General features: G+C 50.1%; 16 protein-coding genes. 15 read left to right on the forward strand and 1 reads right to left on the reverse strand.

The features are described from left to right. Nucleotides 1-71 precede the first annotated feature (71 nt). Genes KJS52_RS00505 through KJS52_RS00515 form a run of 3 tightly spaced genes read left to right on the forward strand, consistent with a single transcriptional unit; the run spans nt 72 to nt 2321 of the window. On the forward strand, nt 72-509 hold the full coding sequence (locus tag KJS52_RS00505) for a hypothetical protein (RefSeq protein ID WP_213512689.1): 438 nt from the start codon (nt 72-74) through the stop codon (nt 507-509). A 52-nt stretch (nt 510-561) separates the two neighbouring features. After that, nucleotides 562-1473: a selenium metabolism-associated LysR family transcriptional regulator gene (locus KJS52_RS00510; RefSeq protein WP_213513747.1), complete on the forward strand. Its 912-nt coding sequence runs from the start codon at nt 562-564 to the stop codon at nt 1471-1473. Next, nucleotides 1464-2321, forward strand: a complete 858-nt coding sequence (locus KJS52_RS00515) for a PHP domain-containing protein (RefSeq protein ID WP_213512690.1) — start codon at nt 1464-1466, stop codon at nt 2319-2321. The genes KJS52_RS00510 and KJS52_RS00515 overlap by 10 nt, the downstream gene beginning before the upstream one ends. 81 nt (nt 2322-2402) lie before the next feature. Here the strand turns inward: KJS52_RS00515 and KJS52_RS00520 are convergent, their stop codons facing one another. After that, nucleotides 2403-4199 (reverse strand): Rqc2 family fibronectin-binding protein, encoded by a 1797-nt coding sequence (locus tag KJS52_RS00520; RefSeq protein ID WP_213512691.1) that lies wholly within the window; start codon nt 4197-4199, stop codon nt 2403-2405. Between the two features lie 156 nt (nt 4200-4355). On the opposite strand from KJS52_RS00520, the gene KJS52_RS00525 reads away from it, so the two are divergent. From KJS52_RS00525 to rsmB, 12 genes are all read left to right on the forward strand, one after another. Beyond that, nucleotides 4356-7112, forward strand: coding sequence for a calcium-translocating P-type ATPase, SERCA-type (locus KJS52_RS00525; protein ID WP_213512692.1), 2757 nt, complete (start codon nt 4356-4358; stop codon nt 7110-7112). 108 nt (nt 7113-7220) lie between these two features. Continuing rightward, nucleotides 7221-8054, forward strand: a complete 834-nt coding sequence (gene dapF, locus KJS52_RS00530) for a diaminopimelate epimerase (protein WP_213512693.1) — start codon at nt 7221-7223, stop codon at nt 8052-8054. A 24-nt stretch (nt 8055-8078) separates the two neighbouring features. Continuing rightward, a complete protein-coding gene (locus KJS52_RS00535) occupies nt 8079-9941 on the forward strand; it encodes a bifunctional homocysteine S-methyltransferase/methylenetetrahydrofolate reductase (RefSeq protein ID WP_213512694.1) in 1863 nt (620 codons plus the stop codon). A gap of 775 nt (nt 9942-10716) precedes the next feature. Further along, nucleotides 10717-10977, forward strand: a complete 261-nt coding sequence (gene remA, locus KJS52_RS00540; protein ID WP_005548256.1) for an extracellular matrix/biofilm regulator RemA — start codon at nt 10717-10719, stop codon at nt 10975-10977. A gap of 18 nt (nt 10978-10995) precedes the next feature. Beyond that, nucleotides 10996-11607, forward strand: a complete 612-nt coding sequence (gene gmk / locus KJS52_RS00545) for a guanylate kinase (protein ID WP_213512695.1) — start codon at nt 10996-10998, stop codon at nt 11605-11607. A gap of 17 nt (nt 11608-11624) precedes the next feature. Beyond that, the gene (rpoZ, locus tag KJS52_RS00550) at nt 11625-11870 is read left to right on the forward strand and encodes a DNA-directed RNA polymerase subunit omega (protein WP_213512696.1); all 246 of its coding nucleotides are present in this window, start codon (nt 11625-11627) and stop codon (nt 11868-11870) included. A 228-nt stretch (nt 11871-12098) separates the two neighbouring features. Further along, a complete protein-coding gene (locus KJS52_RS00555; protein WP_213512697.1) occupies nt 12099-12623 on the forward strand; it encodes a YfiT family bacillithiol transferase in 525 nt (174 codons plus the stop codon). Nucleotides 12624-12666: 43 nt separating this feature from the next. Beyond that, a complete protein-coding gene (coaBC, locus tag KJS52_RS00560; protein WP_213512698.1) occupies nt 12667-13860 on the forward strand; it encodes a bifunctional phosphopantothenoylcysteine decarboxylase/phosphopantothenate--cysteine ligase CoaBC in 1194 nt (397 codons plus the stop codon). 13 nt (nt 13861-13873) lie between these two features. Next, entirely contained in the window at nt 13874-16363 is a 2490-nt protein-coding gene (priA, locus tag KJS52_RS00565) for a primosomal protein N' (RefSeq protein ID WP_246563161.1), read from the forward strand. A gap of 444 nt (nt 16364-16807) precedes the next feature. Continuing rightward, a complete protein-coding gene (gene def / locus KJS52_RS00570; protein ID WP_213512699.1) occupies nt 16808-17296 on the forward strand; it encodes a peptide deformylase in 489 nt (162 codons plus the stop codon). A gap of 2 nt (nt 17297-17298) precedes the next feature. Further along, nucleotides 17299-18243, forward strand: coding sequence for a methionyl-tRNA formyltransferase (gene fmt, locus KJS52_RS00575; RefSeq protein ID WP_213512700.1), 945 nt, complete (start codon nt 17299-17301; stop codon nt 18241-18243). After that, a complete protein-coding gene (gene rsmB / locus KJS52_RS00580; RefSeq protein WP_213512701.1) occupies nt 18240-19703 on the forward strand; it encodes a 16S rRNA (cytosine(967)-C(5))-methyltransferase RsmB in 1464 nt (487 codons plus the stop codon). The genes fmt and rsmB overlap by 4 nt, the downstream gene beginning before the upstream one ends. The last annotated feature ends 975 nt before the right edge of the window (nt 19704-20678 follow it).

A 20678-nucleotide genomic window follows, 5' to 3' on the forward strand; every position in this document is an offset into this window, starting at 1 on the left:
GAAAATAGTGCTCCACATGATAAAATGGGTATAACGATTTAGTCTTACAGACCTATATGTGGAGGTGTAATATGAAGGAGAAGCGGACGAGACGATGGAATACATACGAAGCCTTTTATGTAGAGCTTGGCAATTATAAAGTTGCTGATATTCATATTACAAAGCATGCGCTGGAGCGCTGGAAGGAACGGGTAAGTCAGGAGCAGGCCAGCTATTCCTCCATTGCTTCCTTTCTTTGGGATCGATTAAAGCAAGAGGCCGTTCAGCTTTATTATCGAGCTGAGGATGACCTCTATATTGTTGATGAAGATTTGGTATTTGTCGCACAGTTTGAGCAGTCTCAGAAGGATAGAAATCTGCTGGGTGAACCACTTGACCGGATGACAGTCATTACTTTTCTCGGCAGGCTTTCCGAGGTAGTTGAGCTGCAGGACATAAAGCGCTATTATGCCTGGCTGCGGCATACTCGCCGCATGAATTTGAAAAAAAATGCACGCACAACGAAATAGCAGCTTCTTTTTGTTGTATAATGGCATCAGCAGAAAGGGTGAATATGCAATTATGCCGTTAAATTTTCATCAGCTACATATCTTTCACACTGTTGCCGAGCGCGGAAGCTTCTCTGCTGCGGCGCAAGCTTTATATATGACTCAGCCTGCTGTAACGATGCAGGTGCAATCGCTTGAGGAGTACTTTGGCAGCAAGCTGTTTATGCGCTCAAGCAAGAAAATAGAATTGACCGAGGCAGGCAAGGTGCTGTTGCCGTATGCCAAGCGCAGCATTGAGCTAATACGCGAAACCGATCAGGCAATGACAAGCTTTACTCAACAGCAGAAGGGAAGGCTTACCTTGGGAGCAAGCCTGACGATCGGCGAATCGATTTTGCCGCGCTGGCTAGGACCTTTCGGCAAGGAATATCCGAATATCGGGATTAGCATGAAAGTGATGAACACGTCGCATCTTATCGAGGAGCTTGAAACGCATCAGCTGCAATTTGCGATTATTGAAGCGTTGATCGAGCATCCCGATCTGCACATTGAAGCCGTTATGGAGGATGAGCTGATGCTGGTGACGCCTGCTGATCATCCGCTGACCGAAAAAACGAATTTGCAGCTGGAGGATGTATTGGAGTATCCGTTTATATTGCGTGAGCAAGGCTCGGGCACCCGCCAGGTCATGGAGGAAAAGCTGATGGAGAACGGGTATAACCCGCAGCAGCTAAAAATCGTGATGGAGCTTGGCAGCACTGGAGCGATTAAATCCGCAGTCGAGGCAGGTCTGGGCATTTCCTTCCTCTCCTTATCCTCGGTCAAGCATGAAGCGGCGCTTGGCTTGATTCGGACTTTGCCGATCGAGAACGTTACCTTTAAGCGGCAATTTTACTCTGTTTACTTAAAATCTACACTGCTGCCGATTGCGGCTGTTACCTTTTTAAATTTTTTGCGAGAGAGGGATTTGCGCCAATGGCTGTAACCAAGCTTATCGACATGCATGTACATACGACCGCTTCTGACGGTCAATTTGCCCCTGCGCAAATTGTAGCAATGGCAGCTGAGCTTGGGCTTGGCGGCGTTGCCGTTACCGATCATGATACCGTTGCGGGAATTGCTGAAGCGCAAGCTGCTGCCGAGCAAGCCGGCATCAAGCTTTTGCCAGGTATTGAAATGAGCACCGTAGCCGAAGGCAAGGATATCCATGTGCTGGGTTATTTTACAAATAATCAGAATAAGCAATGGCAGCAGCGCATTGCCAGGCTGGGAGCGACGCGCGAAGGCAGGAATGAGCTGCTTGTCCAAAGGCTTAATGAGCTGGGCATTCCGCTGACAATGGACGAGGTGCGCGAAATAAGCGGCGAGCTGGGCTCAGTCGGGCGTCCTCATTTTGCTGAAGCACTTGTACGCCGCGGCATCGTTGCGACGAAGCAGCAAGCCTTCGAGCAATATTTGGGTGAAGGAGGCAAGGCGTTTATTAAGCGGCCGCGCATTCATCCAACAGAGGCGTTTCAATGGATTAGAGAGGCAGGCGGCGTATGTGTGCTTGCGCATCCAGGCATTTATGGAGATGATTCGCTTGTTGAGCAGCTGTTGCAGTCCGGGCCTGATGGAGTGGAAGTTAAGCACAGCGATCACACGCCAGAGCAGATTGCATACTACATGGAACTGGCTGAGCGGTATGGCCTGATTGCAACGGCAGGCTCTGATTTTCATGGGTACTATGAGGAAGGACACAGCTTTCATGGCGGATTAGGCTCAGTTACGGCCAGCCTTGATGTATATGAGCAGCTGCATAGCCTGCACATGGAGCGGACAGCAAAGAGCTAGTCCGACATGAGACAAATGGAGCGGCAGCTTCAAAAAAGCCCGATTCTTCGGTGAATATTAATCGAAGAATCGGGCTTTTATTTACTTCACTACTGCCGGCAGCGACTTAATCCGCTGCTCATCAGGCGTAATAAATACGGTTTTCTGATGATCATAGATGACAAAGCCAGGCTTGGCGCCGCTTGGCTTCTTCACATGGCGAATGAGCGTATAATCGACCGGCACCAGGCTGGAGGATTTAGCCTGCGAGTAATAAGCGGCAAGCATCGCGGCTTCCTCCAGTGTTGAATCGCCAAACGTTGTACTGCGAATGACAACATGCGAGCCAGGGATATCCTTCGTATGCAGCCATGTATCGCTGCTGCTTGCCAGACGGTTCGTTACATACTCGTTTTGCAAATTGTTTTTGCCAACATAGATGTCAATTCCTTCAGAGGACGTATAGCAAAGCAGCAGCGGCTTGCTGCTTTTTTTGCGCTTTGCTCCTTTGCGTACGCGCTCGCGCAAATAGCCTCCAGCGACCAATTCCTCGCGAATTTCTTCAATATCATTCAAGGAAGCATGCTCTAGCTGCTGCAGCAGCGCGTTGAAATAAGCCAGCTCCTCGCTGCTTAGCTTCATTTGCTCCATCACGCTTACCTGAGAGTTTTTGCTCTTCGTATACCGCTTGAAATAACGCTGCGCATTTTCAGATGGAGAAAGCTGAGGGTCAAGCTGAATCGTAATCGTCGCCGCTTGCTCGTCGTAGTAGTTAACGAGCTCAACTTGCTGATCGCCGCGCTTGATTTGGTGCATATAGGCTGTAATCAGCTCACCCATTACACGGTATTGCTCCGCATCCTTCGCTTCCTCCAGCGTAGCCTGCAGCTTTTTCTGCTTTTGCTCGTTTTTGGCGATTTCATTGTTGACGAAACGGATCAAATCACTGGCTCGCTGCTTGACTGCATCCCGCTCCGCTTTATCGCCATAAAACGCCTCCAGCATTTCACTGACACTGGAATATTCCGCTACAGCTCCGTCAATATGGGTCAACGCGACGACCGAGAAAAACGGCTTGCCGCTATTTTTGTCCGTTACAATCATCGGGCGATAGTTGGACTGCTTGACGCTATCGATTAGCACGCTAAAGCTGCTCCACAGTGAATCCAGCTCATCGATCTCCAGTGAGCCGCCCAGCTGCATAGGACGCTCGGCAGTATCAAGCCACTGATCATGCTGACCGGTCAAACCCCGATAAATCGTTTCCGTTGCCAGCAGCGGACTGAAGCCGCTCAAGCCGCTCACCAGCGTTTTGCTGTTAACTGCTGCCTGCTCATCAACCTGCAGCGCTGCAAGCAATTGCGGCTTGCTTTCGATCGTTAGCGGGTCCTGCTTATGCTGCTCCGGCGGCGCAGTGTATTTGCTGCCAGGCATAACGATGCGATAGCTGCTTAGCGCTGGCGTAACATGATGAATGCCGTCATGAATGATTTCACTAACAGGGTCTACAAGAATAATATTGGAGTGACGTCCCATTATTTCGATAATAATGCGCTTGACCGTCGTATCGCCGACCTCATCGCGGTGGCGAATATCAAGATGAATAATTCGTTCGCGCCCAACCTGAGCGATTTTTTCAATAACGCCGCCCTCGCAATACTTTCTGAGCAGCATGCAGAACATCGGCGCTTCCAGCGGGTTCGTATAGTTTGCCTTCGTAAAATGGACACGCGGATAGGTCGGGTTGGCGGACAGCAGCAGCTTCCCGTTTATGCCATTGCCGCGCACGCTAAAAACAAGCTCATAGCTGGCAGGCTGGTGGATTTTATGTATGCGAGCGCCAATGCAGCTTTGCAGCTCATCGACCATTCCTTTAATTACAATTCCGTCTAAAGCCATAGTAAGATCCTCTTTTCATAAAGTTCATATTCTTATCATGCCATACTCGCAGCAAAAACTTAAGAGCTTTAGGTGATATTTTATTGTTTGTCCGAATACATTTACCGTAGATAAGGTTGTCTAGGTAACTGGACAAATACAGGAGGGAAGCAGACGATGAGTCAAATCATGTGGCATCAATTGAACAAAGAGGAGCTCTTGGAGACATTGAACAGCTCTGAGACGAGCGGACTTAGCCTAGAAACGGTAAATGAGCGGCTGGCAGAGCATGGCTGGAATGAGCTTGCCGAGACGAAGAAGCTCTCGCCGTTAACCTTGTTTCTCAATCAGTTCAAGGATTTTATGGTCATTGTATTAATGGGAGCAACGTTAATTTCCGGACTGCTGGGAGAATATTTGGACGCCATTACCATTCTCGCTATTCTTGTCATTAATGCAGTGCTTGGTTTTATTCAGGAGTTTCGAGCAGAGCGCTCCTTGCTTGCCTTGAAGGAGCTGTCTGCTCCTACAGCCAAAGTGCTGCGGGACGGCAAGCAGCATACAGTAACCGCCAAGGAGCTGGTCATTGGCGATATCGTACTTATTGAAAGCGGCGATCGCGTTCCTGCCGATATTCGCTTTCTTGAAGCAAACAATTGCTATGTCGAGGAATCTGCTTTAACCGGAGAGTCAATTCCCGTTTCCAAGCATCAATCGGTGCTGCATGAGCAGGAGCTGCCGCTTGGCGATCAGCGCAACATCGGCTTTATGGGAACGCTTGTTACACGCGGGACAGCGAAAGGCGTAGTAATCCGTACCGGCATGGCAACTGAGATGGGCAACATCGCCAATTTGATTCAAGCGACAGAGGAAATGCAAACGCCGCTGCAGCATCGACTTGAGCAGCTTGGCAAAATATTGATCGCGGTCGCGATTGCCTTGACCATTATGGTCATTGTAGCAGGCATTATGCATGGTCAGCCTGCCTATGGCATGTTCCTGGCTGGAGTCAGTCTCGCTGTTGCCGCCATTCCTGAAGGATTGCCGGCGATTGTTACCGTGGCGCTTGCACTTGGCGTGCAGCGGATGATCAAGCGTAAAGCCATTGTGCGCAAGCTGCCTTCAGTAGAGACGCTGGGCTGCGCCTCGGTCATTTGCTCCGATAAAACAGGCACCTTGACTCAGAACAAAATGACCGTTACTACCATGTGGCTGAGCGATCGGACATTGAATGTGACGGGTGAAGGCTATGAGCCGGTTGGCAAGGTACTGGAGAATAGCCGGGAAATCGACATTAGGCATGACAACTCCATCAAGCGTCTGCTGCAAATTAGCGCACTGTGCAACAATGCCAAGCTGGAAAAGCAGGAAACCGTACACCGCAAAGGCAAAGTCATGGTAGGACAGGATGAATGGGTGTTGAATGGTGATCCGACGGAGGGAGCGCTTGCTGTACTCGCCACCAAGCTGGGCTCTCCAGCGAAGCTGCTTGAAGCGCAATATCGGCGGATTAAAGAATTTCCGTTTGACTCAGAGCGCAAGCTGATGTCAGTCGTGCTGGAGCATCAAGGTGGCCAGCTGATCGGCGTGAAAGGCGCGCCGGACGTGCTGCTAGAGCAATGCAGTCATATTTTATGGCAAGGCAAGGTACTGAGCATGACGCCAGCGCTTAAAGCGAAATGCCAGTCTGCCAATGAAAAAATGGCTCAGTCGGCGTTGCGCGTGCTGGCGGTTGCCTACCGCGATCTTAGTGTAAGCGAGCGCTGCGACTTGCCTGCCGAGGCTGAGCGAAATCTGATTTTCGTCGGTCTTACAGGAATGATCGATCCGCCTCGCGCCGAGGTGAAGGACGCCATTGCCACTTGTCGGGCAGCCGGCATTAAAACCGTTATGATTACAGGTGATCATCAGCTGACTGCTGAAGCGATTGCAGCCTCGCTCGGCATTATACCGCGCGGCGGCGAAACGATGTCCGGCAAGCAGCTTGACCAGTTAAGCGATGATGAGCTTGATAATCGCGTTGAAAATGTTTACGTATACGCCCGCGTCTCGCCTGAGCACAAGCTGCGTATTGTGCGCTCGCTGCAGCGAAAAGGGCATGTCGTCGCCATGACAGGTGATGGCGTTAATGATGCGCCTGCGATAAAAGCGGCGGATATCGGGATTGCGATGGGCATTAATGGCACAGATGTATCCAAGGAAGCCTCTGCACTCATTCTAAGCGATGACAACTTCTCTACGATTGTAGCTGCGATTGAGGAAGGCAGAGGAATATATGAAAATATAAGAAAGTTTATTCGCTACCTGCTCGCCTCCAATGTTGGCGAAATACTTGTGATGTTTCTGGCGATGATGGCAGGCTTGCCGCTGCCGCTTGTACCGATTCAAATTTTGTGGGTCAATCTTGTAACGGATGGATTGCCTGCGATGGCGCTTGGCGTTGATCAGGCGGAAAACGATCTGATGAAGCATAAGCCGCGCAAAGCGAAGGAAAACATATTTGCCCGCAGGCTCGGCTGGAAAATCATTAGCCGCGGCGTCTCGATCGGCGTCTGCACGCTTGCAGCCTTTTGGTTGACGCTGCTGGAGGGGGATTTGGTCAAGGCGCAAACAGTCGCCTTTGCAACTCTCGTAATGGCGCAGCTCATTCATGTATTTGATTGCCGCAGCTCGCGCTCAATTTTTCATCGCAATATGCTGCAAAACAAATATTTGGTGCTGGCTGTCGTTTCCTCGCTTGTCCTTATGCTTGGCGTCATGTACATTGAACCGCTGCAGCCAATTTTCAACACGGTCGCGATCGGCTTGCGGGAGTGGTGCCTGGTGCTCGTGGCCGCAGCCCTCCCAACGGTATTTTTTGGCATCGGCAGCGTGATGAGCGGCGGAAAATCAAAGAGCAAAAAGAAATGGAGCTCTGCCACGAACGCTGCGTAGCTGATAATTAGTGCAAATAATCGTGCATTTGCTCAATTCTCATCCTCCTCGCCTTTTATTATGCTTATCTACACATAGATGTAACGATAGGCGAGGAGAGAGATCGAGATGGAATTTACTAAAATGCACGGACTTGGCAATGATTTTGTAGTTGTATACGGCGAGCAGGAGCTGCCCGCAAATGCGGCAGAGCTTGCGCTGCAAGTATGCAACCGCAACTTTGGCATTGGAGCAGACGGCCTTGTATATATTTTGCCTTCGGAAAAAGCAGATTTTCGCATGAGAATTATGAACTCAGATGGAACGGAAGCAGAGCAATGCGGCAATGCGATTCGCTGTGTCTCCAAATACGTATACGACAACGGCTATATTGATCGTGAGGAAATTACGATCGAAACGCTTGGAGCGGGTGTACAAAAAGTGCAACTAACTACGGATAACGGAAAAGTAGCAAAAGTGCGCGTTGATATGGGCGAGCCGATCTTGAACGGCTTGCAGGTTCCAACGACGATTGATGCGGCGCAGGTTGTGGAGCATCCCATCGAGGCGAACGGCCAGACATTCAGCTTTACTGCTGTGTCAATGGGCAATCCGCATTGTGTCATCCCGGTAGCGGATGCAGCCAGCTTCGACTATTCTGTAATCGGACCGCTGCTGGAGAAGCATGAGCTGTTTCCGAAAAAAATAAATGTAGAATTTGTTACTGTATATAATCGCAACCATGTGGAGATGCGTGTATGGGAGCGCGGCGCGGGGCCAACGCTTGCTTGCGGTACTGGGGCATGCGCTACCTTGGTCGCTTCGGTGCTTCGCGGTGCTACAGATCGCGAAGCAACCATCTCTTTGCAGGGAGGAGATCTTTACATTGAGTGGAATTCAAGCGATAATCATGTATATATGACAGGACCTGCACAAGAGGTGTTTCGCGGCAGGTTCGAGTAGAGTGATATAGGTGGCGTTGCAGGAATGGAATTGAATTTCAGAGATGCGCTGAAAGAGCGCATCTTAGTTGGTGACGGAGCGATGGGAACCTTCTTGTTTAAACAGGGGTTCCCTATTGGCGTTCCATACGAGCAATACAACATTGTAAAGCCTGAGGCTGTACTCGATGTTCATCGGCAGTACGTCGCTGCAGGAGCGCAAGTCATTCAAACGAACACATATCAAGCGAACGCAGTTAAATTTTCACGCTACGGTGCTGAGGATCAAGTGGAAGAAATCAATCGCGCCGCTGTACGCCTGGCAAGACAGGCGGCAGGCCAGCAAGCCTATGTAGTGGGCACTGTTGGCTCCGTACGCGATGGCAAGCGCGGCAACGTACGAACGCTGGCGCTAACCGATGCGCTTCATCGGCAAATTCATGCGCTGCTAAGCGAAAATGTTGACGGCCTGCTATTTGAAACATTTTACGATCTTGACGAAATGAAGCTTGCCTTGCGCATTGCCCGCGAGGAAACTAACATCCCGGTCATTTGCCAGTTTGCGGCAGAGGATTCAGGCCGAACTGTTGACGGCTTTACGCTTGAGGACGCCTTCAAGCAGCTGCTTGAGGATGGAGCAGACATCGTAGGCTTTAACTGCAGAACAGGTCCCAACGGCATTCTCAAGCTGATTGACGGACTTGCTGTAGATAAGCTGACGTATTCCGTATTTCCAAATGCGGGAGCGGCCAGCTTCGTGGATGGCAAGTATGAATATTCGGCAGGCCCCGATTATTTTGCAACGATGGCGCAAAAATTTGCGGATCGCGGCGCTCACTTGATTGGCGGATGTTGCGGAACGACGCCGCAGCATATCGAGGCAATGGCCAAGGCGCTGGCTGGCTATACGCCTGTTGAGCCTGAGCCTGCTCTAAAGCAAAACGCGGTTGCTGCCCAGCAGCCGGCTGTGGTCTATGACAAATGGGATAAAGGACGGCATAGCGGACCAAACATTTTGCAGAAGGTGAAGGATCGACACACCGTAATCGTAGAGCTCGACCCGCCGCGTGATTTGGATATATCCAAGTTTATGGCAGGCGCACAAGCACTTAAGGATTGTGGAGCCGATGCTGTGACGATGGCCGACAACTCGCTTGCTGTAACGAGAATGAGCAATTTGGCGCTGGCAGCCTTGGTGCAGGAGCATATTGGATTGACTCCGCTTATCCACGTTGCCTGCCGCGATCGCAATTTGATCGGAACGCAATCTCATTTGATGGGGCTTGATGCGCTTGGCATTAATCATGTGCTTGCTGTAACAGGAGACCCGGCACGCTTCGGCGATTTACCGGATTCCAGCTCAGTGTATGATTTGACATCCTTTGAGCTGATCCGCATGACGAAGCAGTTGAACGAAGGGATCGCATTTTCCGGAAAGCCGCTTAAGCAAAAGGCAGATTTCATTGTTGGCGGCGCCTTTAACCCGAATGTGAAGCATCTGGATAAAGCTGTGCAGCGTCTGGAGCGGAAAATTGCTGCAGGAGCGGACTATATTATGACGCAGCCGGTGTACGATCCAGCGCTTATCGAACGGATCGCGGAAGCGACGAAGCATTTGGAGGTGCCAATCTTTATTGGCATTATGCCGCTGGCAAACGGACGCAACGCAGAATATTTGCACAATGAAGTGCCTGGCATTCAGTTGTCGGATGCGGTGCGTGCGCGTATGGCAGGGCTGGAAGGCGAAGCGGGCCGAGCGGAAGGGGTAACGATCGCGAAGGAGCTAATCGATTGTGCGATCAAGCATTTCAAGGGCATTTATATTATGACGCCATTTCTTCATTACAGTATGGCGGTGCAACTTACTCAATACGTACATGAAAAAACTCTCGCTCGAGAGGATGTTTAAAAAGACAGGACTTTGATGACGATGTGTTGCTTCGTAGATTAGTCGGCGTCGAATATAGCATTCATCGGGAGCCTGCGGTGCTCACGTACCAAACCCGTACGCTACGCTCCTCATTCCCTAGCTTTATGCTATCTTCTAGGTCCTGAAAGCCCAGCTTTTTAAACTTTATCTTAAAAGTGGTGATTTAAAAAGCAGGACTTTGATGACGATGCATTGCTTCGTAGCGGATTCGACGTCGAAACTAGCATTCATCGGGAGCCTACGGTGCTCACGTACCAAAACCTGTACGCTGCGCTCCTCATTCCCTAGCTTTATGCTATCTTCTAGGTCCTGAAAGCCCAGCTTTTTAAACTTTATCTTAAAAGTGGTATTTAAAAAGCAGGACTTTGATGACGATGCGTTGCTTCGTAGCGTATTCGACGTCGAAACTAGCATTCATCGGGAGCCTGCGGTGCTCACGTACCAAAACCCGTACGCTGTGCTCCTCATTCCCTAGCTTCATGCTATCTTCTAGGTCCTGAAAGCCCAGCTTTTTAAACTTTATATTATAAAATGGTATTTCAGGCAGCCTTGGCGAGAAATTTTGCGATAAAGCTTGTTCTGCTGGAGAAAATCAATTAAAATGAAATTCATGCTATGATGCAGTTAAATATTGTATGCAAAGAAATGTTTTCGTCAACACTAGCAAAACAGGTATTATTTTTAAAGTTAAATTTTGGTTTGTTGCAATTTTATCCTAATTGGATGAAGGGATGCATGCGGAGGGGGATCTGGCGTGGCTATTAAGCTAATTAATATTGGGTTCGGTAACATTGTTTCTGCGAATCGTATTATTTCTATCGTGAGTCCTGAGTCGGCTCCAATTAAACGCATTATTCAAGAGGCACGTGATCGTCATATGCTGATCGATGCTACATATGGTCGTCGCACGCGTGCTGTCATTATTACCGATAGCGACCATGTCATTTTATCTGCTGTGCAGCCGGAAACTGTTGCACACCGCTTGTCCACGAAGGATGACGATAATGATGAATAGTACGAGGGGTTTAGAATAATGGGATTGTTAATTGTTTTGTCGGGTCCTGCTGGAGTAGGGAAAGGAACGGTGTGCACTGCCTTGCGCAAGCGCATGCCTGAGCTTGTTTACTCCGTATCTGCTACGACTAGACAGCCGCGACCAGGCGAAATTGATGGCGTAAATTATTTTTTCAAAACGAAGGAGCAATTTCTAAAGCTGATTGAAGCCGATGAAATGCTGGAGTATGCCGAATATGTTGGCAACTATTATGGGACACCGCGCAGCTTTGTCGAGGAGACGCTTGCTGCTGGCAAAAATGTCATTCTTGAAATCGAGGTACAGGGCGCTGTAAAGGTGAAAGAGAAATTCCCTGGAGCGATTATGGTGTTTTTGCTGCCACCGTCATTTGACGAGCTGAAGGCGAGAATTACAGGCCGCGGAACCGAGTCAATGGATACGATCAATACACGTATGAATGTTGCCGCCCAGGAGATGAGCTTGCTTAGTCATTACGATTACGCTGTTATGAATGATGAGATAGAAAGAGCTTGCGACAAAATCCGCAGCATCATTATAGCAGAAAATTGTCGTCGTGAGCGCTTGCCAGCCCATATACTTCATATGGCTGCAGCTGCAGAGAAAGCATAGGTAAGGAGAATGAAACGATGTTATATCCATCTATAGACGAATTGGTGCAAAAGGTAGATAGCAAATATACGCTTGTCGTAGCCGCTTCCAAACGTGCCAGAATGCTGCGTAACGGGGAGAAATCCGAGCTAAACAATGCTCGCTCTCATAAAGCGGTCGGCTTTGCACTGGAAGAAATTTATGCTGATCTCATTAAGGTTGAATATATTCCTGGCAAAGAAAAAGATGAGCAGAAGGATCAGCGTCAGCAAGAAAAGGCGTAATACGCCCTGTAGTAAAAATGTGTGCAGCATGCTGCACACATTTTTTTTACCATCGCAGAAAACTATGATTACAGAATTTATTTGCACAAAAAGAAGGGTAATTTATACTTTGTGTTGAATTACTACGCTTATAGGAAAATATGATATGATAGAAGAAAATTGAATAAAACCTGTATTCTATCAAGCTTAAAGCAATGATGACAATTCATTTTCTAGGAGGGATTATGTATGGAAAATTTAAGTTACCCAATCGGAAGATTTGTGTTTGAAGGCATGACCGCTGCACAAAAAGAGGAATGGACACAGCAATTGCAAGACTATCCTCAAAAGCTGAAGGCGCTTGTAGCCGGCTTGAATGAGGAACAGCTCAACACGCCGTATCGCGCCGGGGGCTGGATGGTTCGCCAGGTTGTTCATCATGTCGCAGATTTCTCCATAAACGTATTCATCCGTTTCAAGCTGGCGCTGACTGAAAATAATCCAACCATTAAGCCTTTCCTTGAGGATCAATGGGCATTGCTAAGCGACTCCAAAGATATGCCAATTGAGGCAAGCCTGTCGATGATAGAAGGAACGTATACAAGAATGGCGGCATTACTCAAATCGATGAGCATGGCCGATTTCGAGCGTCAGTTCTATCATCCTGAGAAAGGCAGCCAAATGTCCTTGAAGCAGCTTTTAAGCTTCGCGCGCTGGCATTCCTATCATCATTTGGCTCATATTCAACAAGCTAAGGAGCGTTTAAACTGGTAAACGCCCCTAATGGACTATACAGATTTGGTTGGGAGATGGCAACGTGCTAAAAGGAAAGACGATAATTGTTGGCGTTAGCGGCGGCATAGCGGCCTATAAGGCCGCAACAATATGCAGCAGGCTGGTCGGACTGGGTGCCGAGGTGCATGTCATCATGACAAAATCGGCTACGAAATTTATTACGCCTCTTACTTTGCAAACATTGTCCAGACATGCGGTGCATGTTGATACGTTTGAGGAGCTGGACCCACAGGTTGTTACCCATATCGATCTTGCTGATCGAGCTGATCTGATCCTGCTTGCGCCAGCGACCGCCAACATGATCGCCAAGCTTGCTCACGGCATAGCCGATGACATGCTGAGCACAACACTGCTGGCAGCAACATGCCCGATTGTCGTTGCGCCGGCGATGAATGTGCATATGTATGAGCACCCGGCCGTCGTCGATAACATCAAGCTGCTTGCTGAGCGCGGCGTGCGCTTTATCGATCCTGGCACAGGGCAGCTTGCTTGCGGCTATGTAGCTAAAGGCCGTCTTGCCGAGCCGGAGGAAATCGTGCTGGCATTGCAGCAATGGCTGAACAAGCCAAAGCTGCTGCGCGGTAAAAAGGTGCTTGTTACCGCAGGAGGAACGATGGAACGGATTGATCCCGTTCGTTATTTAACAAATGATTCATCTGGAAAAATGGGCTTTGCTATCGCTGAAGCGGCGCTTGATCTGGGCGCAGATGTCACAGTTGTTGCGGGCCGAACGAGTGCGGCAGCTCCACAAGGCGTAAAGCTGATTAAGGTCGAGTCGGCCGCTGATATGCTGCAGGCAGTGCTGGAGCAGTTTGATGACAGCGATATTGTGATCAAATCAGCCGCTGTTGCCGACTATCGACCGAAGCAAGTGCATCAGCAAAAGCTGAAAAAAGGCGATGCACAGCAGCTGGTGCTGGAGCTGGAGCGTACGACTGATATTTTGGCCACGCTTGGAGAGCGCAAAACGCATCAATTGCTCGTCGGCTTTGCGGCAGAGACAGAGCAGCTTGACGTGTATGCAATGGATAAGCTTAAACGCAAAAACTGCGACTATCTCGTTGCCAACGACGTTTCGCAGGACGGAGCAGGCTTTAACTATGACACAAATGTAATTTCTATTTATAATACCAATGGACTTGTCGAGCAGCTGCCGCTTATGTCAAAGCGCGATGCTGCGGAACGACTATTGCAAATCCTTGCACAGCATGGATGAAAGGCTAAGGATGATGAATGTGATCGCTAATATTATTGTCGATGTGCCGAGCCGTCAGACGGATCGGCCTTTTGATTATAAAGTACCAAAATCGCTTCAGCCCTGGATTGAGCTCGGCAGTCGCGTAGGCGTTCCATTTGGGCCGCGCGTGCTGCAGGGTGTGGTTGTCGGACTGGCTGAGGAGTCGGAGTATGACCATAGCAAGCTTAAACCGATTAAGGAGCTGCTTGATCCCGAGCCGCCGCTGCTGCCTGATTTGATCGAGCTATCAAAATGGCTGAGCGAAAAATATTGCTGCTCACGGATCGCTGCCCTGCAAATAATGCTGCCGTCAGCCTTGAAGGGCAAGGAAGTTAAATATATTGCGCTGTCGGGTGCAGAACAAGAGCAAGCCTATGCCAATAGCGCTTGGCTGCAGGCGCTGCGTCAGGAGGATGGCGCTATTAAGCTGGAAAAGCTGATGGCGATGTTTCCTGAGGAGCATCGCTCAATCAAGCAGGCGCTGCAGCAGGGCTTGCTGACGTTGTCGGGCAAGGTTAAGGACCGAACAGGAATTAAGCAGGTGCGCATGGTATTGCCACCAGCCGATCCCGAGGCGGCAAGAGAACAGCTTGCAGCACTGAAGAAGCAAGCGCGCAAGCAGTATGAGGTTCTGAGCTATTTGCTGGAGCATCCCGAGCCAATTGCATTGGCGCAGCTTGTTGCCAAGCTGAACACAAGCTCAAGCGTTGTGCAAGGCCTTGCTGGCAAGGAGCTGGTACGGATTGAGGATGTCGAACAGAAGCGAGATCCTTATCGCCACCGGCAATTTGAACCAAGCTCGCCGCTGCCGCTAACCGAACTGCAGCGGCATGTGTATGAGCGAATTGTTAAAGAAATGGAGCGGAAGTCTGGACAAACCATGCTGCTGCATGGGGTTACGGGAAGTGGCAAAACAGAGGTGTATTTGCAAAGCATTGCACAATGTCTCGACTCAAACAGACAAGCGATTGTGCTTGTGCCGGAAATATCGCTGACCCCGCAAATGGTTGAACGCTTCAAATCAAGATTCGGAGACGCGGTAGCTGTTATGCACAGCCGCTTGTCCGACGGAGAGCGCTATGATGAATGGCGCAAAATTCGCCATGGACAAGCGCGAGTCGTCGTAGGCGCGCGCTCAGCGATATTTGCCCCATTTTCCAGTATTGGACTTATTATTATTGATGAGGAGCATGAGTCCTCCTACAAGCAGGATGAAACGCCGAAATACCATGCACGCGATGTCGCTGTGCGTCGAGCCAAGCAGCATGGCGCAGTCGTACTGCTTGGCTCTGCTACGCCTTCGCTGGAAACCTTTGTTGCTGCAAGCCGTATTCCGAAGGGAGCGGCAGAGGCGCCCTTGCTTTCGATGCCGGAGCGCGTGGCCGGGCAGGCGATGCCGACCGTGCATATTATTGATATGCGCCAGGAGCTTACACAGGGCAATCGCTCGATGTTCAGCAGCGCCCTCTACGAGGCGCTCAAGCAGCGCCTTGAGCGCCAGGAGCAAACGGTGCTGCTGCTTAACCGGCGCGGTTATTCGACCTTTGTTATGTGCCGCTCATGCGGTTACACAGCAAGCTGTCCTCATTGCGACATTTCGCTTACATACCATCAGAAAACACGCTTGCTGCGCTGCCATTACTGCGGTCATGCAGAGCAGGAGCCAAAGCAATGCCCGCAATGCGAGTCCGAGCATATCCGCTTTTTTGGAACGGGCACGCAGAAGGTGGAGGAGGAGCTTGCCAAGCTGTTTCCGGGCATACGCGTCATCCGTATGGATGTGGACACGACAACCGAGAAAAATGCGCATGAAAAGCTGCTCAAAACATTTAGCGAGCGCAAGGCTGATGTTTTGCTCGGAACACAAATGGTTGCAAAAGGACTCGATTTCCCATATGTTACATTAGTAGGGGTAATTGCCGCAGATACAACGTTGAACCTGCCGGATTTTCGCGCTGCAGAGCGCACCTTCCAGCTGTTAACGCAAGTAGCGGGCCGAGCGGGGCGTCATCATCTGCAGGGAGAGGTTATGATTCAAACCTATAATCCCGAGCATTATGCGGTTCAGGCGGCCGCGCAGCATCATTACGAGCAGTTTATACAGCAGGAGCTGGAGCTTCGAATGGGAATGATGTATCCGCCATATTGCCGCTTGATTTGCATTACGATGTCGGCCGAACGGCTTGATCAGCTTGCCGAGGTAAGCACGCGCTTCGTTAATGAGCTGAAGGAGATCGCGCAATATGAAGGAGTTTTGGTGCCGCTGCAGAGCAGAATGGCGCGCGCCATGGAGATTCTCGGCCCGGTCGCCTCGCCGCTTGCGCGAATCAAGGATCGCTACCGTTATCAATGTGTGATAAAATATCGTGGAAGCATTGATGCGTCGACGTTGGTTGAGCGCGCGATGGAGCCGTTTGTCGCAGGTAAAACAAGCAAGCAGGTGCTGTTCAGTGTTGATGTTGATCCGCAGGTTATTGTATAGCAAATGAGTGTAAATAGTTGAATAAAAGGACTTGTTCAACTTTATAGAGGAAGTTCAAAAAGCCCAGCTTTGATGACGATGTGATTGCGTTGTAGCTTAGTCGACGTCGAATATGGGGTTCAGCCGAAATGTACGGTGCTCACGTAGTAGGTATCTACGCTGCGCTCCGTCATTTCTAAGCTTCTCCCCATCTTCTTGGTCCTGAAAGCCGAGCTTTTTGAACACTCACTAATAGAGGAAGTTCAAAAAGCCCAGCTTTGATGACGATGTGATTGCGTTGTAGCTTAGTCGACGTCGAATATGGGGTTCAGCCGAAATTTACGGTGCTCACGTAGGCATGATCTACGCTGCGCTCCGTCATTTCTAAGCTTCACCCCATCTTCTTGGTCCTGAAAGCCGAGCTTTTTGAACACTCACTTTATAGAAAATAAGCGAGGGAAAAAGATGAGTATTCGACTAATCGTTAAAGATCCAGATCCGGTGCTGCGTGAAGTAGCCAAGGAAGTAACAAAATTTAATTCTAATTTGAAAAAGCTGCTCAAGGATATGGCAGAAACGATGTATGATGCTGACGGGGTAGGGCTTGCAGCGCCGCAAATCGGTATATCCAAGCGTGTCATCGTTGTTGATGTTGGCGATGAGCATGGACTTGTAGAAATGGTCAATCCTGTTATTATTGAGCGCGAAGGCGAGCAAATCGGGCCTGAGGGCTGTCTCAGCATTCCAAATTTGAATGGCGAGGTGCTGCGTGCTGAGCGTGTAGTTGTGCAAGGCCAAAATAGCGATGGTGAATCATTTACTGTTGAAGCGACGGGCTTTTTTGCTCGCGCATTTCAGCATGAAATCGATCATCTCAACGGTGTGCTGTTTACCGATATTGCATTAAATACGTACGATATTTCCGATCGTGCGAGAAAAGGCGGCGAAAAATAAAGATGCGTATTGTTTTTATGGGGACACCGAGCTTCGCTGTCCCTTCTCTGCGTGCATTAGTTGAAGCGGGTTATGAGATCGCTGCAGTTGTATCTCAGCCCGACCGTCCAAAAGGACGGAAAAAAGTACTTACGCCTCCTCCTGTAAAAGAGGCTGCGCTTGAGCTCGGCTTGCCTGTGCTGCAGCCGGAGCGGATGAGAAATGAAGAAGCGATTGCTGAGCTTGCTACATATAAACCGGATTTAATTGTAACCGCAGCGTACGGGCAAATATTGCCCAAGGGAGTGCTTGAGCTGCCGCCGCATGGCTGCATTAATGTGCATGGCTCGCTGTTGCCGAAATATCGCGGTGGAGCGCCGATTCAGCGTTCGATTATTAATGGCGAGGCTGAAACAGGCGTGACGATCATGTACATGGCGGAAGGGCTCGATACAGGCGATATGATCAGCTCGGTGGCACTGCCGATTGAGCATGATGATACGGCTGGAACGATGTTTGAGAAGCTGAGCATTGCTGGAGCCAAGCTGTTGCTGGATACGCTGCCTCCACTTTTGCGTGGCGAGCTTAAAGCGGTCCCGCAGGATGAGTCTTTGGCGACATATGCGCCTAATCTTACGCGCGAGGACGAGCGGATCGATTGGAATAAAGCGGCGCTATCGATTTACAATCAGGTGCGCGGCTTGTCGCCAATGGCGGGCGCGTTTACGATGCTGAATGGCGAGGTTTTCAAGGTATGGGGCTGTCAGCCGTTAGACCGTGAAGGCAGCTCGCAGCCAGGCACGATTGTATCTGCATCAGCAGAAGGAATCATTGTTCAGACAGGGCAAGGGCAGCTGCTGCTTACGACGATACAGCCAGCAGGCAAGCGTATGATGCAGGTTAGCGATTGGATACAAGGCGCGCGTGAAATTGTTGGAGCTCGCTTTGACGGAGAAGAGCAAGCATGAGCAGACAGAACGAGCAGCAGAAAAATACAAGCAACTCCGCCAAATCATATAAAAAGCAACGGACAGTAGCGGGAAAGCCAGCAGAAGCTGGCCGAAGCAAGTCTGCACGCCTGGTAGCGCTGGACATACTAGTAAAGGTAGAGGAAACAGGGGCATACAGCAATTTGCAGCTGAATCGCAGCCTGCAGCAGCAGGAGCTGTCCCGTCAGGATGCAGCGCTCGTTACCGAACTGGTGTACGGGACAATCAGCCGCAAGCTGACCCTGGATTATTGGCTGTCACAGCTTGTCGCTAAAGGACTTGCCAAGCTGCAGCCCTGGGTGCATCAATTGCTGAGACTAAGCCTTTATCAAATAATATGGCTGGATCGTATTCCCGCCCATGCAGCCGTTAATGAGGCTGTTAACATAGCCAAGAAAAAAGGTCATCAAGGGATCGCAGGAATGGTCAACGGCGTGCTGCGCAATGTGCTGCGTCGGCAAAATGAGCTGCTGATTGAACGAATTGTGCTGTCTGACGAAGCAGAAACATTGAGCGTTCGTTACTCCTTCCCTCGCTGGCTCGTAGAGCGCTGGCTGAATGAATACGGCAGCGAGAAAACAGAGCAGCTGCTCGCTGCGAGCAATACAGCACCACACAGCTCCATACGTGTCAACACGATGAAAACATCGGTTGACGCCGTGATCGAGCTACTGCAGGCCGAGGGCATCTCAGCCTCGCCATCACCGCTGGCAGCAGCTGGCGTAATCGTGGACAAGGCTGGCCATCTTGCCGCCCATGCCGGCTTTGCTGCGGGCAAATGGTCGATGCAAGACGAAAGCTCGATGCTCGTGGCCGAGGTGCTGCAGCCTCAGCCCGGCATGAGCATATTAGATGCTTGCGCGGCGCCAGGCGGCAAAAGCATGCATATCGGCGAGCTTATGAAGGGTAAAGGCAGACTGCTTTCCAACGACTTGCATGAGCATAAGCGCAAGTTGATTGCCGAGCAGGCGCAGCGGCTCGGGCTAAGTCATATCGAGACGACGAGCGGCGATGCCATTGAGCTGGCCCGAACGCTTGCTCCCGGCAGCTTTGATGCCGTACTGCTCGACGCGCCATGCAGCGGTTTCGGCGTCATTCGCCGCAAGCCCGAAATCAAATGGACGAAAAGCAGCGAGGATGTAACGGCAATTGCCGAGCTGCAGGGCAAATTGCTTGAAGCGATGAGCGGACTCGTTAAGCCGGGCGGAGTGCTGCTGTACAGCACCTGCACAATTGCCCGCGAAGAGAATGAGCAGCAGATTGCATCATTCCTTGCCAAGCATCCCGAGTATACGCTTGACCGCAACTGGCCGCCAGCTGTACTGTCTCGCTTAAAGCAGCTAAATATAATCGACGAGCAGTTCGACGGACAGCTACAGCTGTTGCCGGATGACAATAAAAGTGATGGCTTCTACATAGCACGCCTTTTGAAGCGGTAGTTTAAAAATCCAACTTTGATGACGATGCAGTTTCGTTGTAGCTAAGTCGGCGGCGAATATGTCACGCTACCGAGTGCTTCGGTGCTCACGTAGCTTATGCCTACGCTGCGCTCCTCGCCCTCTAGTATCGTGCCATCTTCTTGGTCCTGAAAGCCGGATTTTTAAACTTTCATTGGAAGAGCGGTAGTTTAAAAGCACGACTTTGATGACGATGCGATTACGTTGGGGATTACTCGACGTCGAATCTTGAACGCTAGCGAAAATTCCGGTGCTTACGTAGCTTATGCCTACGCTGCGCTCCTCATTTTCTACTAGCGTCCAAGCTTCTTGGTCCTGAAAGCCGAGCTTTTAAACTTTCATTGGAAGAAAGGTAGTTTAAAAATCCAACTTTGATGACGATGCAGTTTCGTTGTAGTTGAGTCGGCGGCGAATATGTCACGCTACCGAGTGCTTCGGTGCTCACGTATCTTATGCCTACGCTGCGCTCCTCGCCTTCTAGTATCGTGCCATCTTCTTGGTCCTGAAAGCCGGATTTTTAAACTTTCATTGGAAGAGCGGTAGTTTAAAAGCACGACTTTGATGACGATGCGATTGCGTTGGGGATTACTCGACGGCGAATCTTGAACGCTAGCGAAAATTCCGGTGCTCACGTAGCAAGTGCCTACGCTGCGCTCCTCATTTTCTACTAGCGTCCAAGCTTCTTGGTCCCGCACTCAAAAAAACTACAGCGGAGGAGCAAAGAATCCGAAAAACGAAGAGAGCCGCCTTTAACATCGTAATGCCACCTTTAAAATTTAAAAAAGAGCATTACGATTTAAAAAGCGGCTGGAGGATGCTTAGCTCCGTAGCTCTGAAAAAGCTTAACTTCTTTGATGACGCTACGTCGCATCGTAGCATACTCAAAACGAAAAAAGCACCAGCGGAGGAGCAAAGAATCCGAAAAACGAAGAGAGCCGCCTTTAACATCGTAATGCC

It is taken from the genome of Paenibacillus montaniterrae, from assembly GCF_018403185.1.
In the GTDB taxonomy this organism is placed as follows: Bacteria; Bacillota; Bacilli; order Paenibacillales; family Paenibacillaceae; genus Pristimantibacillus; species Pristimantibacillus montaniterrae.

Bases quoted from the DNA above. Each gene is read 5' to 3' on its own strand.
- KJS52_RS00505 (WP_213512689.1), top strand. From the start codon at position 72: ATGAAGGAGAAGCGGACGAGACGATGGAATACATACGAAGCCTTTTAT.
- KJS52_RS00510 (WP_213513747.1), top strand. From the start codon at position 562: ATGCCGTTAAATTTTCATCAGCTACATATCTTTCACACTGTTGCCGAG.
- KJS52_RS00515 (WP_213512690.1), top strand. From the start codon at position 1,464: ATGGCTGTAACCAAGCTTATCGACATGCATGTACATACGACCGCTTCT.
- KJS52_RS00520 (WP_213512691.1), bottom strand. From the start codon at position 4,199: ATGGCTTTAGACGGAATTGTAATTAAAGGAATGGTCGATGAGCTGCAA.
- KJS52_RS00525 (WP_213512692.1), top strand. From the start codon at position 4,356: ATGAGTCAAATCATGTGGCATCAATTGAACAAAGAGGAGCTCTTGGAG.
- dapF (WP_213512693.1), top strand. From the start codon at position 7,221: ATGGAATTTACTAAAATGCACGGACTTGGCAATGATTTTGTAGTTGTA.
- KJS52_RS00535 (WP_213512694.1), top strand. From the start codon at position 8,079: ATGGAATTGAATTTCAGAGATGCGCTGAAAGAGCGCATCTTAGTTGGT.
- gmk (WP_213512695.1), top strand. From the start codon at position 10,996: ATGGGATTGTTAATTGTTTTGTCGGGTCCTGCTGGAGTAGGGAAAGGA.
- rpoZ (WP_213512696.1), top strand. From the start codon at position 11,625: ATGTTATATCCATCTATAGACGAATTGGTGCAAAAGGTAGATAGCAAA.
- KJS52_RS00555 (WP_213512697.1), top strand. From the start codon at position 12,099: ATGGAAAATTTAAGTTACCCAATCGGAAGATTTGTGTTTGAAGGCATG.
- priA (WP_246563161.1), top strand. From the start codon at position 13,874: ATGAATGTGATCGCTAATATTATTGTCGATGTGCCGAGCCGTCAGACG.
- def (WP_213512699.1), top strand. From the start codon at position 16,808: ATGAGTATTCGACTAATCGTTAAAGATCCAGATCCGGTGCTGCGTGAA.
- fmt (WP_213512700.1), top strand. From the start codon at position 17,299: ATGCGTATTGTTTTTATGGGGACACCGAGCTTCGCTGTCCCTTCTCTG.
- rsmB (WP_213512701.1), top strand. From the start codon at position 18,240: ATGAGCAGACAGAACGAGCAGCAGAAAAATACAAGCAACTCCGCCAAA.